A 12,551-nucleotide genomic window follows, 5' to 3' on the forward strand; every position below is an offset into this window, starting at 1 on the left:
GCCGTGTTCAAGGGTTCTCGCCCTTGAATCGGTGGGTGGCTTGGCTCGCGATGGCGCACTCAAGTCAGCTCATGTCTCGGCGCGTTCTGCGACCTTGACGGAACCTGTGGCGCCGACCGCCAACCCCCTGGCTTTCCATCGCCAGACCGGTACAACGCCAACCCTCGGGACATCGAGTACGGCGCATCGAATGTCCTCACAGCGCGACGCATTCCGCGTCAGGGAATGCGTTGATCGTCACCCATCGCCGAGTTGCTCGATGGCTGACCAGGCAGCCCATCGATCGGCCCGGCGCCGCGCCACCCTTGGACTCTCGCAGTACCGCCCTGACGGCGGAGGAGCACAACAGCGATGGAAAACCGATTGACCGCCCTTGAAACCAAATGGGATGCCGTGATCCCGAGCCTGGCCACGAAAGCGGACCTGGACAAATTGCAGCTCGCCACGAAGGCAGACTTCGAAAAGCTGAGCCTCACCACGAAGATGGAGATCGAGAAATCGCAGGAGGCGCTCAAGTCCGACTTGCAGCGATCCGAGCATTCGCTCCGGCAAGACCTCCATCGATCCGAGCAATCGCTCAAGCAGGATGTTCAACGATCGGAGCAGGCGCTCAAGCTGGACCTGCAGCGCTCCGAGCAAGCGATGAAGGTCTTGCTGCACGAGTCGGAGCAAGTGATGAAGACTTCTCTGCAGGAGTCCGAGCAGGCGATGAAAGTCGCTCTGAGGGAGTCTGAACATGCCATGCAGGCCAAGCTGCAGCAATCCGATCAGGTCATGCAGGCCAAGCTGCAGGAATCCGATCAGGCCGTGCAGGCCAAGCTGCAGGAATCCAATCAGGCCATGCAGGCCAAGCTGCAGGAATCCGATCAGGCCGTGCAAGCCAAGCTGCAGGAGGCGGAGCAATCGATGCGAACGGCCTTGCGGGAGTCCGAGCAGACGATGCAGGTCAAGCTGCATCACTCGGAGCAGGCCGTCCGTGCCGATCTGCAGCGCAGTCTGGAGCTGTCGGAACAGAAGTGGCAGGCCAGTCTGGATCGGTCGGTGCATGCGATGGCCTCGCATGTTCACAGCCTGCAGGCAGGCATTGATCAGTCCATTTCCGCCATGAAGGTGGAGATGCACAAGACCATGTCCAGCTTCCGCGCCTGGATGATCTCGTTGATTGTTGCCATGATGGCCTTGCAGGGCGCGGATATGTTTCGTTCGCGTCATCCGGCCCCCGCGCGGTCCGGCGACCCCCCGAGTGCGCAATCGTCCCCGCCCTCCGGCAGCAACCTCATGGATCCGTCGCACTCACTTGAGATCGACGACAGGCCGGCGATGCCTGACCACGGCTGATCCTGGCGTCCTCGCAGGTCGTACGATGCGATCCCGGAACACCGATTGCCGAATCCGTCCATGTCCGTTGTTCACTCGTCCGATCCGCACGGGGACCGCGATCCCACCGAGCCTGATCAGCCCGCGCCGGCCTCGGTCCCCCTCGACACCCGCATCGCCGAACTGCAACGGATGAAGCGCATCGCCCTGGGCTGCCTGGTCTTGGCGCTCATCGGGTTGGCGGTCAGCATTGCGATGGGCGGGCGAGGTGGCTGGGGATGGTTCAAGGCCTTCTGTGAAGCGGCGGCTGTCGGCGGACTCGCGGACTGGTTTGCGGTGGTCGCGCTGTTTCGTCATCCCCTGGGACTGCCCATCCCCCATACCGCGCTGATCCCCCAGGGCAAGCATCGGATCGCCGACAGCCTGGCCGGTTTCGTTCGCGACAACTTTCTTCATCCCGACGCGTTGATGAAGAAGCTCGCGCTCTTCAATCCGGCGGAGCGGCTTGGCCAGTGGCTGCGCGCGCCCGAGAATCTGGTCAAGGTGTCCGGCTCCGCCCGCGCGATCGCCCTGGAGGCGATGTCGTTTCTCAACGAGCAGGCCGTGCGGCGCGGCATCGGCGAGTTCCTCGCCGGGCGCGCCCTGGCATGGAACGCCACCGCCACGGCGGCCAGCGTGCTGGATGTACTCACCCAGGGGGGGCGGCACCAGGCGGTGCTGGACGGGGCACTGGAGAAACTCCGCGACTATCTGGCCACGCCCGAGGTGCGGACGCTGGTGGCCGCACGCCTGGTGAAGTTCTCTCGCCAGCAGTGGCCCAAGGTGACCTCGGTGGTCGATGCGATCTCCAATGTCGACAAGATGGCCGACAGCCTGTCGGACCGGCTCGCTTTGCAATTGGTCGACGAAGTGAAGGACGCGCTTGCACAGCCCGATCATTCGGTGCGCCGACAGTTCGATGAATGGGTCCGGGAATTCATCGATCGACTGCGTCACGACGAGGCCTTCGCCCGGGACGTCAACCTGATCAAGGACCGGGTGGTGCAGAGCGATGATGTGCGCCACTACCTGGACAGTGTGTGGACCGAGGTGCGTTGCTCGATCGAGGCGGACATCGCGCGCGACGATTCCGCCTTGCTGCGTCATCTCACCCGATCACTGTCTGCGTTGGCGGACCGGCTGGGTCGAGACGAAAGCCTGGTGGCCGCCATCAATGAGCATGTGATGTCGACGGCCTCCAGCCTGGTGCAGCGCATGCGCAGCGGCATCACCGATCACATCGCCGCGACGGTGAAGTCGTGGGATGACCGCAGCTTGGTGCGGCAGATTGAATTGAGCGTCGGCAGGGATCTGCAGTTCATCCGACTCAACGGAACGTTGGTGGGCGGCCTGATCGGCCTGCTGCTGTATGCGGCGTCCTGGTGGGCGGAGCGGTGAGGCCTGGAGGGGCCATCGACACAAGGCCGCCTCGATCCGCGGAGGTGGGACGGCGCTGGCCTGAGGCTAGGGATTTCGCACCAGCACGACTGCCACCACCAGTCCGACGCCAATGACCAGCCAGGCCTTGAGGACGATGTCGGCGGAACGTCGCAGTGCATGGAACAGATCGCCGTCGGCCACCAAGGCCCGATCGACCTTGACGAGCAGGCTCATGCGCTGGATCTGCTGATTCATGGGGGACGAGGCGACCGACTCGATCGTGACTGGCTCCAGCCGGTGCCATTGCACCTGCCACACCAAGGGCGCGACCAGCCACAACGCGATCAGCCCGACCAGCAGGGCGCGCAGATGGCGGTCGATGTCGGCGTCCTTCCACAGGCGCCGTGCGAGCAGGGCGCCCAGCACGGCCAGCAAGGCCAGCACGACCGACAGCAGGCGCTGCGCGGCGCTCTGCTGCACGATGGCGGTGAGCAGGCCGGCATTGGCGTTGTCTGTCTGGTCCCAGAGGGCTTGCCAGGCGGCCAGCCCAGCCGGACTGTCGCTCCAGGTCAGCACATGGGACAGCACTCCGAGCATGGCGGCGCCCAGAGGGATGGTCCAGCTCCAGGCCTGTCGATGGTGGACCGGGGTGGACGCAGGGTCTTCAACCCTGCGCGGCTCCAGGGGATGAACGTCCGCAGACGCTGGCGTCAGATTTGTCATGGGCCCCTCCCAGGGACAGGCAATGACCACCCGATGAATCGCTTCTTTCTCTCTCATCAGGCGACCGGCCGTGGTCTCGGGTCATCCACAAGGTTGTGGATGCGCACCTTGTGCTGGCATGACCTGGGCGGACCGACCACGATCGATCCGCTCGCCCAGTCTTGTCCGTGACATATCTGTCGACACAGGCGCCGGTCATCGCCTGACCCCCTAAGCGAGGGGCTGGCGTGCGGGTAATCCCCCATCAGACTGCGCCACCGCAGCGCCAGTCGGTCGCTGCCCCCCCATTCGAGGATGAACAATGAGTCGATCAGGCGTGCGCGTCATCGATCTGACCGCGCGCCTGGGTGCCCAGGCGGTGGGTCAGATCGGGGCCACGGTGTCCCATACCGAAACGCGACAACGGATTGCGTTGAGTGACACCCCCGGTGCACCCGCCATCGAGTGGACCCGCCCGCCGGAGCCTCACGACGATCTGGCATCAGCCAGCGGCCCGGCCGCGCTCATCTTCGTGGTGGGTCCCGGCTCCGTCCGGTCGGCCGAGGAATTGCTGAAACGCGCCACCGAGGCCCAAGTGCCCTGCATCCGGATCTTCCTGATGCCCAGCGCCATCGTCGAGGAAATGACGCTGAAGCCGCTCGTAGCGCCCGGCAGTCCCACCACCCATCTCTATCGCTTGCCGGACAGCAGTCCCGAGACGCTGTGGTTCGTCCTCATGGAGGAATTCACCAAGCTCTCCAGCCTGTACGGCCTCGACACCCTGCAACCTGCACAAATCAACACGAAGGACAATATGAGTACCAATCTGAAGCAGTCGATCGAATCCGCCATGTCGATCGATGGCGCCCTGGCTGCGGCCCTGGTGGACTACAACAGCGGCATGTGCCTGGCCCAGGCCGGCAGCGGCATGAACCTGGACCTGGCGGCCGCCGGCAACACCCAGGTGGTGCGCGCCAAGCTGCAGACGATGGAGTCGCTCGGCCTGCGTCGCGGCATCGAGGACATCTTGATCACGTTGTCCGATCAGTACCACCTTATCCGTCTGGTGCCCAACAACGCCGGACTCTTCCTGTACCTGGTGCTGGACAAGAACAAGGGCAACCTGGCCTTGGCCCGCTACAAGCTGACCGACATCGAGCGCTCGCTCAAGGTCTGATCCCGGTGCGGCCGCGCAGGGATGCGCGGCAGCGACACAGGCCCGCCGTCAAGACGCGGGCCTGTGCGCGGTGCACCGACGGATGGGAAGCCCTGCGTGCCATCGCATGCAGGGAAGTCGACCGAACATCGCGGTCGCCACCGGCAGACCCCTGGCATCGCCACCGTCCGCCGATGATCCGGGGCTCATTTGACCGGCGCGCCCAGCAGCCCGTCCCGGGTGCTGCCGCGCACCTTCGGACCGATCCAGACCTTCATCATCATCGGGAAGAAGGTCTCCCCTTCGATGGTGTCGCCCACCTTCTGTCCGTTCACCGCGAACTCGGTGGTGAACTTCGCCGGGTTGTAGTCGAGGGTGACCAGGTCGCCCTTGAGCAGCTTCGGGCGAGTCCCGAAGACCACGCCCAACTGAGCGGTCTGAATGATGTTCTTCTCGAACTCTTCCTTCGCGTTCTGACGAATGCGGTCCAGCATCGCGTTGGACAGGTCGCGCGCCGACACGTCGCGCATCATGTAGAACTGGATGCGCTTGACGCCCTTCTCGGCAACGGCCCCTTCCATCGTCGTCTGCTTCTTCGGCAGGTAGAAACCCACCGCGGTCGATCGCGCGGACAGGATGCTGGACGTGGCGGCACCGTTGAGCTGAAGCGTCTGCCCGAGCACGGTGGCGGTGTCCTGGAATTTGTAGCCCTCGATGTCGACCTCGTTGGCGCCGGCGATCGCGGACAGCGTCGCAAGTCCGATGCAGACGAGGAAAGAACGGAAGTGGATGGGGTTCATTTGTCTCCTCACGCGATGTGATTCTGTTGTGATTGTTGTGGCGCCGAACCCATCGATCGCCGACATCGCCCATGAACAGGGCGAACGACGGCGACCGCCCGATCGGCGACTGGCGCGCATTAAAACGGAAGCGCAACAAGTTCGACACCCCCGAACACTGGGGCCGTGCCTCTAATCGCGACGGCTTGTGACGTTTGGCACGTCGATACCGCCAACTCCCCGGCATGATGCGCACCGGCTTGATCGACCGCCGGGAATGCCGTGTTCATCGGACATGTACGGCATCGGTGCAGCGAAAAAAATCAATCACACAACAAGTTCACGAGGAGATTTCCACCATGAGTTCGCATCGATTTCGTGCCTGCGCCGTCAGTGTCGTCGGCCTGATGACGGCGGTGTCCGCCATGGCCACAGAGAACAGCCAGGTGCGCGGCCTGCTCGGCGCGCCGTCGTATGAGTTGGCGAATCCGCAATTCCCCGGCTGGTACGGCCAGTTCTGGCTTCAACACTATGAAGCCACCAAGCTGCGCGACGACCGCGGCGATGAGCCGATGACCTCATTCACCGCGCCGGGTCTGGGCACCCTGCCGGTGAAGGTCAAGGGCACGGTGCGGGCGGAGGTGATCGCGCCGCGCCTGACCTACGTCAGCGAACAGGTGATCTTCGACGGCCGCCTCGGCTTCTCCGCCGCGCTGCCGATCGTCAAGCAGACCACGCATGTGAGCCTGTCCACCGACCTGCCCGCCGGCACACCCGCGGCGGCGGTCGCGGCAGTCAACAGCGCGCTGGCGCAAGCAGGCGGCGCCCGTTCCGGCAGCCACACCGGCCTGGCCGACCCTGAGTTCGCCACCTATCTCGACTGGCAGCAGGACGAGTCCCGCTTTGTCGCCGGCGTCGCGGTGAATGCGCCGCTGGGCAGCTATGACAAGAACCGCGTGGTGAACACCGGCTCGGGCAAGTACTGGACCTTCAAGCCGTTGATCGTCGCCTCGCGGGCTTGGGAGAACGGCTTCTCGCTGGGCATGCGGGCCACCTATTCCTTCAACACGCGCAATGACGATACCGGGGTGAAGTCCGGTCAGTACCTGCATGCCGATTGGGCCGGAACCTATCGAGCCAACGACCAGTGGCAGTTCGGTCTTCAGGGCTATGTGCTCAAGCAGTTCACCGCTGACCGTGGCGGCGTGGCGGGCCCCAACAAGGTTCAGGCGCTGTCTGTCGGCCCGGTCATCGCTTATCTGGCGGAGAGCGGCAACTGGGGTGTCGATTTCAAGACCATGCAGGAGTTTGCGGTGAAGAACCGCCCTGAAGGCGTGGTGACCTGGTTGCGTTTGAATGTTCGACTGGATTGAGTCGGATCGACCCGCACAGTGCCAGGGTGGCCGCTGCAGCGCAGACGCAACGCAGACGGAACGCTGACGCAACGTCCATGCGGCGCTGACACGCTGATGGCTGGCTGAAGCACGCTGAGCCTCGCTGAGCTTCACTGCACGTCACCGAGCTGCGCCGCAGGCTTCACTCGGATCACGCCTTCTCCTGACGGGGAAGGCGTTTTGCTTTCTGCGCCTCCGGCGGGCACCGGGGGGCGGGGCGGGGTTACGCCGAAGGTCGATCTCCGGTTGCCGCTGTCTGCGCCGTCTGCGCCGTCTGCGTCGCGTGCCCCTGGTGCGTAGGGGCCGCTTCCTCGTTCCGTTGGGCGGCGGCGCCCTGCAGATCGGACAGCCGTCGGGCCACCGCGGCGAACGACAGCTCGTTCAACTGTTTCGCCATGGCATCGACCTGCGCGGCGCCCAACCATCCCACCAGTGCCGCCTCGATCGACGTGAAGGTCTCCATCGCGCGGAGATCGTGGGTGCGCAGCTGCGCCAGGAACGCTTCCAGGACGACGGTCTCCACGGGCGGACCGAGGGGCTGCTCCGGGGCCGATGTCGCCGACCCGGCCTCACCGTGGCGGCCCGCGCCGCCGACTGCATGCGCCGCGGCGGTTGATCGTGCGAGCGGCCAGGCCGCCACAAGGCGATTCATCTCGGCCAGGTCCTGCTCGGCCGTCTGCCACCGCCCTTGGCGCTGCGCGGTCTCTGCGGTGCTTGCCAGGGCTCGAAGGGCGTCGGCGCCGATGGTGCCGGCCATCCCCTTGATGTCATGCAGATGCCGGCTGGTGACGTCCGGCGCGGGGGTGCCGTCCGACGCCAGCGCATCGATGCGTTGGCGGATGCCTTCGGCCAACTGGTGGAGCAGCGGCTCATGGCCCTTCAGTTGGCGGAAGGCGCGTTCAGCCGAGATCCCGGGCCAGCGCGGCCAGGTCGCCCATCCATCATCCGACGATGGCGCTGCAGCGGCGGATGCGTTCAATACAGCGCCCGAGGCGCCCGGCATGCCCGCTGGCCTGGCCACCTTCTCCTTCGTTGCGAGCAGACGTTGGAGGTCTCGCACCAAGGCATCGGGATCGAACGGCTTGCCGATGATGGCGTCCATGCCCGCCATCAGGGCTCGGTTGCGTTCGGACGGAGAGACGCCTGCGGTGAGGCCGATGACGGGCAACTCGCGAAGCCCCAGCGCATTGCGGATCTGTCGCGTCGCGTCCAGCCCGTCCAGGACCGGCATGTCGACATCCATCAGCACCGCCTCGAAGGCCTGCGGCTGTGCCGTCAGCATGTCCAAGGCCTCTCGACCGTTCGAGGCCGTCTCGATCACCGCGCCTTCGCTCTGGAGGATGCGGGCGGCGACCTCGCAATTGATCTCGTTGTCGTCGACCACCAGCAGCCGCGCACCTGCCAGCCGCTGGCCGTCCATCGCCGGCAGCGACCATTCGGACGGAAGCGCATCCGCCGCGCAGCGCGGCAGGTGCAGCGAGACGGTGAATCGGCTGCCTTGGCCTGCCACGCTGTCGACCTCCACGCGCCCCCCCATCATGTCCACCAGTTGCTTGACGATGGACAGGCCAAGCCCGGTGCCGCCATAACGCCGCGTGGTGGAGGCATCGGCCTGGACAAACGGGGAAAACAACCGGTGTCGGGCTTCCTCGCTGATGCCGACGCCGGTGTCCCGGACGTCGAGCGTCACGTCCATGAAACCATCGTCGCTGGGGGCGTGATGCACCGTCAGGCGGACCTCGCCCCGGTCGGTGAACTTGACCGCATTGCTGAGCAGATTGAGCAGGACCTGATGCAGCCGGGTCCTGTCGCCTTCCAGCAGATACGGACCGGCGGCATCGGGGACCAGTACGTAGGACACGCCCTTGTCGCGCGCCTGCAGCTCGATCAGGGCCGAGACGTCGCGAGCGATTTCGTTGAGGTCGACCGGCGTGCGCTCCAGCGTCATCTCCCCGGCCTCGATCTTGGAGAAGTCCAGGACATCGTTGATGAGCGACAGCAGTGCCTTGCCCGCCACCAGCACCCGTTTGAGCATGCTGCGCTGATCGGCATCCAGCGCGGTCTTCTCCAGCAGATGGGACAGTCCGATCACCGCATTCATCGGCGTCCGGATCTCATGGCTCATGTTGGCCAGGAAGCGGCTCTTGGCATCGTTGGCCTGCTCCGCCTCATGCATGGCGGTGCGCAGCAGGGAGAGGGCCCGCTGCAGTTCCATCTCGGTGTGCTTGCGGGCGGTGATGTCGGTCCGGATCGACACGTACTTCTCCACGCGCCCCTGTGCATCCAGGAACGGCGCGACCACGCTGTCCACCCAGTACAGCGTGCCGTCCTTGGCGCGGTTGCACACCTCGGCCCGCCAGATCTGTCCGCGGCTGATGGTGCGCCACATCTCGGCCCAGAACGCGACGGGGTGATGACCGGAATTCACGATGCGATGGTTCTGACCGATCAGTTCGGTGCGGTCGAAGCGCGAGATGCTGCAAAAGCCGTCGTTCACATCAATGATGCGGCCGGCACGGTCGGCCACCGACACGATGGCGTGCTGATGCAGGGTCTGCAGCAGGGCCGCGTTGTCGCGCTGGACGGCAGCCAGCTGCAAGCGGTTTTCGGTCAGCTCGGTGACGTCGTGGACAAAGGCATAGAAACCTTTGACCTCGCCGTCCTGGACATCCGGCAGGTAATGCACCAACGCATGACGGGCCGGGGCGGACGCAGTGGCTTCGGTCGTCTCCTCGAAACGCTGGGCCTCGCCGCGCAAGGCGGCCTGCAGATGCGGCAGCGAGCTCTCGAAGAGCGCCGGGCCGATCAGGTCCTTCAGGTGCATGCCGGGCACCTGTCGTGGATCCAGGTTGAACCAGGTGCCGTAGGTCTTGTTGGCCACGACATTGCGCAGCTCGGTGTCCCAGTAGCCGATCTGCGAGGGCATGGCGTCCAGCACCGTCTGCAGTGCGTGCCGGGCCGCCTCCAGGTCGGCCGTGCGCGACTTCACCTGGTCTTCGAGGTTGGCGTTCAGCTCCGAGACGCGCCGCGCGGCGGCGCGGGCCTCCCGCACGTCGCGCAGCGTCTTGGCCAGGCCCACCACGGTGCCATCGCGTTCCAGGATCGGCCCGGCGGAGATCGAGACCTCGATCAACGAGCCATCACGGTGCCGGCGCAGGGTCTCGAACGCCTTCACCCGTCGGCCCTGGGCCACCTCGGCGAGCATGAATTCATCCTCGCCCTCCCGGCCTGGCGGCACGAGCAGTTGCTGGGCGGTACGCCCCAGCACCTCGTCCACCTCGTAGCCGAACAGTCGCCGTGCGCCGTCATTCCAGTCGGTCAGGACGCCGCGAAGGGTCTGCACCACGATCGCGTCGTCGGACCCTTGCACGATGGCGGCCCGCCGCGATTGCTCCAGGCGTTCATTCCGGCCTCGGTCGGTCAGGTGGACATAGCCGACCACCAAGGCGGTGATGGCCAGGCCCAGGATGGCGATCTCCAGCACCTCCCGACCCGGCGGCGGCAGGTTGAGGGACTGGACGAACAGCGGCGTGGGCTGCATGTCGACTTCCCATTCGCGGCCGAACAGCGCGAGCGTGGTGCTGGGTTCGGTCGCGACGGAAGAGAACATGTCCTGGGCGCTGCTGTACAGCCAGCGTCCGGGGGGCGCCTCCCGGTCCCTGATGCGAAGCTCGAAGTTCTCGCTCTCCACATCCAGGCCGCGCAGCACCTCATCCATGCGCAATGGCGCATACACCCAGCCGAACAGCGCGGTCTCCCGGTCCGGCTCGGTGCGCACCGGCATGCCGAAACGATAGACCGGCAGCACCAGCAGCAGGCCGCTGGACGGGGCGCCCGCATCCTGCAGCAGCGTCAGCGGTGCGCTCAAGGTGGCTTGGCCGGACCGCATCGCGCGCAGCACCGTCTCGCGCCGCACCGGGTCGGTGGAGATGTCCAGTCCCATCACCGGCAGGTTGCGTGCGCTCGGTTCGATGTACTGCACCACGAAGAGATCGGCCGGTCGTGCGGTGAGGCTGGCGTCCAGATCCCCGGGGCGGCTTTCCTCGCTCAGTCGGCGCAGGAAGGCGGGCTGCTGCGCGGGCGTGACCCGCCGGATGAAGCCGAAGCCGCGTGCGCCTGGAAATTCCTCGGCGAAGTCGCGGCTGGCGCCGTAGCGGGCAAAGGCGGCCCGATCCAGCCCTTCACCGGCGGCCGCCACCGCGCCTCGCGTGCCGCGCAGGCCATATTCGTACAGCCGCATGCGGGCATTGATTTCGTCGACCACCCGGTCCTTGACGCGCTGGAAGCGCTTGGACTCTTCCTGCCGATTCTGTTCCTGCATCTGGAAGTACACCACGGCCGCCGTGGCGGCGGTCAGGCACAGCAGAATGAAGCCCACGATCACCGATCGCTCGGTCAGGCTCATGTCGGTCAACTTGCGCAAGGACAGGGTGGTCATCGGTCTCTCACAGGCAGCGTGGGTCGCTCGGCTCGCAGCGGTCGCGGCCGTTCGACTTGGCCTGATACAGGGCCTTGTCGGCCAGATTCATCAGCAGGCTGGCGGCGTGCAGCGCGGCCCCGGGCGCAGGCAGCGAGGCTGCGCCGATGCTGACCGTGACATGGTCGGCGCTGGGCGAGGCGGCATGCGGCAGCGCCAGCGTCCGCACCGCCCGCAAGGCGCTTTCGGCCACATCGATCGCACCGGCGAGATCGGTTTCCGGCAACAGCAGGGAGAACTCCTCGCCGCCGAGTCGGCCCACCTGGTCGCCCGGTCGATGAGCGACCGACGCCAGGGCGCTGGCCACGGCCTGCAGACACAGATCGCCGGCCGGGTGGCCGTAATGGTCGTTGTAGTGCTTGAAGTGATCCACATCGACGATGAGCATGGCCAGCGACGTGCCGTTGCGCGCGGCCCTCTGGCATTCGCGTTGCATCACCTCATCGACATGGCGTCGGTTGCTCACGCCGGTGAGACCGTCGGTGGTCGCCATGCGGCGCAGCTCGTCGGTCAGGCGCTTGATGCGCAGCTGGGTGCGCACCCGCGCGAGCAGCACGGTTTCATTGAGCGGTTTGGTGATGAAGTCCACCGCGCCGGCCTCGAAGGCCCGCACCTCCACATCCGACTCCCCATGCCCGGTGACGAAGATGATCGGAATCTCCCGAAGTTCCGGATCGGCCTTCATCAGGTGACACAGCTCGAAGCCGGACATGCTTGGCATCTCGGCGTCCAGCAGGACGAGGTCGGGCGCCTGGGCCCGCATCTGCGCCAGCGCCTGCATGCCACGGGTCGCGAAGCTCAGACCGGCGACGCCGTGCAGCATTCGTGCAATCAGCTGAATGATCGCCGGACTGTCGTCGATGATGAGCAGATGCTGGGTCGTGGCCTCCCCCTGCCTCAGGACGCCGAAGGGCTGCGTGGGCAAATCGGTCACGAGTGCAACGGTTGCTCCGGCTCGGCCGGGGGAGACAGGCGCGCGCGGTAGCGGCGCACCGAGTCCAAGGCCCCTTGGAGATGGGCCTGCACTTCGACCGCATCCGAGTGCTGCAATGCGGATTCGGCCATCTCGAGCTCACGGACTGCGCCGCTGGCGCCCAGCCCGAGCGCACCGCCGCGCAGCCGGTGCAGCGAGGCCGCCATCAACGAACTCAGCGCCAGATCGCAGGGCTTGGCGAGCGCGCCCTCCAGGTCTTCGCGGGAACGGTCCAGCAGGCGGCAGAGCAGCCGCTGGTCGCCGCCCAGGCGGCTCAGCGCGCCTTCGACATCAAACTCCGGGGCGATGGACATGGTGGCGACTCCCTCTCGGC

Annotated in this window: 9 protein-coding genes; 4 read left to right on the forward strand and 5 right to left on the reverse strand. The window is 65.9% G+C overall.

The window, feature by feature from the left end:
- Positions 1-363: 363 nt before the first annotated feature.
- Positions 364-1,338 (forward strand): hypothetical protein, encoded by a 975-nt coding sequence (locus N4261_RS07965; RefSeq protein WP_261759633.1) that lies wholly within the window; start codon positions 364-366, stop codon positions 1,336-1,338.
- Positions 1,339-1,398: 60 nt separating this feature from the next.
- Complete coding sequence (locus tag N4261_RS07970) at positions 1,399-2,754, forward strand: DUF445 domain-containing protein (RefSeq protein ID WP_261759634.1); 1,356 nt, start codon at positions 1,399-1,401, stop codon at positions 2,752-2,754.
- 66 nt (positions 2,755-2,820) lie between these two features.
- Here the strand turns inward: N4261_RS07970 and N4261_RS07975 are convergent, their stop codons facing one another.
- Positions 2,821-3,459, reverse strand: coding sequence for a hypothetical protein (locus N4261_RS07975; RefSeq protein WP_261759635.1), 639 nt, complete (start codon positions 3,457-3,459; stop codon positions 2,821-2,823).
- Between the two features lie 793 nt (positions 3,460-4,252).
- Here N4261_RS07975 and N4261_RS07980 point away from each other — a divergent pair.
- On the forward strand, positions 4,253-4,615 hold the full coding sequence (locus N4261_RS07980; RefSeq protein WP_261760647.1) for a hypothetical protein: 363 nt from the start codon (positions 4,253-4,255) through the stop codon (positions 4,613-4,615).
- A 185-nt stretch (positions 4,616-4,800) separates the two neighbouring features.
- Here N4261_RS07980 and N4261_RS07985 read toward each other — a convergent pair whose 3' ends face one another.
- Positions 4,801-5,394 carry a chalcone isomerase family protein gene (locus N4261_RS07985; RefSeq protein ID WP_261759636.1) on the reverse strand — a complete coding sequence of 198 codons (594 nt, stop codon included), beginning with the start codon at positions 5,392-5,394 and terminating at the stop codon, positions 4,801-4,803.
- A 338-nt stretch (positions 5,395-5,732) separates the two neighbouring features.
- Between N4261_RS07985 and N4261_RS07990 the strand changes: the two genes are divergently transcribed.
- On the forward strand, positions 5,733-6,746 hold the full coding sequence (locus N4261_RS07990) for a SphA family protein (protein WP_261759637.1): 1,014 nt from the start codon (positions 5,733-5,735) through the stop codon (positions 6,744-6,746).
- Positions 6,747-6,990: 244 nt separating this feature from the next.
- Here N4261_RS07990 and N4261_RS07995 read toward each other — a convergent pair whose 3' ends face one another.
- Genes N4261_RS07995 through N4261_RS08005 form a run of 3 tightly spaced genes read right to left on the reverse strand, consistent with a single transcriptional unit; the run spans position 6,991 to position 12,531 of the window.
- Entirely contained in the window at positions 6,991-11,205 is a 4,215-nt protein-coding gene (locus N4261_RS07995; RefSeq protein ID WP_261759638.1) for a CHASE domain-containing protein, read from the reverse strand.
- 7 nt (positions 11,206-11,212) lie between these two features.
- Positions 11,213-12,178 (reverse strand): diguanylate cyclase domain-containing protein, encoded by a 966-nt coding sequence (locus N4261_RS08000; RefSeq protein ID WP_261759639.1) that lies wholly within the window; start codon positions 12,176-12,178, stop codon positions 11,213-11,215.
- Entirely contained in the window at positions 12,175-12,531 is a 357-nt protein-coding gene (locus N4261_RS08005) for a hypothetical protein (protein WP_261759640.1), read from the reverse strand. The genes N4261_RS08000 and N4261_RS08005 overlap by 4 nt, the downstream gene beginning before the upstream one ends.
- Positions 12,532-12,551 lie beyond the last annotated feature (20 nt).

This window comes from Roseateles amylovorans, assembly GCF_025398155.2.
Lineage (GTDB): Bacteria > Pseudomonadota > Gammaproteobacteria > Burkholderiales > Burkholderiaceae_C > Roseateles > Roseateles amylovorans.

What these genes read in the sequence shown, in the direction of transcription:
- N4261_RS07970 (WP_261759634.1), top strand. Translation starts at nt 1,399, where the DNA reads ATGTCCGTTGTTCACTCGTCCGATCCGCACGGGGACCGCGATCCCACC.
- N4261_RS07975 (WP_261759635.1), bottom strand. Translation starts at nt 3,459, where the DNA reads ATGACAAATCTGACGCCAGCGTCTGCGGACGTTCATCCCCTGGAGCCG.
- N4261_RS07980 (WP_261760647.1), top strand. Translation starts at nt 4,253, where the DNA reads ATGAGTACCAATCTGAAGCAGTCGATCGAATCCGCCATGTCGATCGAT.
- N4261_RS07985 (WP_261759636.1), bottom strand. Translation starts at nt 5,394, where the DNA reads ATGAACCCCATCCACTTCCGTTCTTTCCTCGTCTGCATCGGACTTGCG.
- N4261_RS07990 (WP_261759637.1), top strand. Translation starts at nt 5,733, where the DNA reads ATGAGTTCGCATCGATTTCGTGCCTGCGCCGTCAGTGTCGTCGGCCTG.
- N4261_RS07995 (WP_261759638.1), bottom strand. Translation starts at nt 11,205, where the DNA reads ATGACCACCCTGTCCTTGCGCAAGTTGACCGACATGAGCCTGACCGAG.
- N4261_RS08005 (WP_261759640.1), bottom strand. Translation starts at nt 12,531, where the DNA reads ATGTCCATCGCCCCGGAGTTTGATGTCGAAGGCGCGCTGAGCCGCCTG.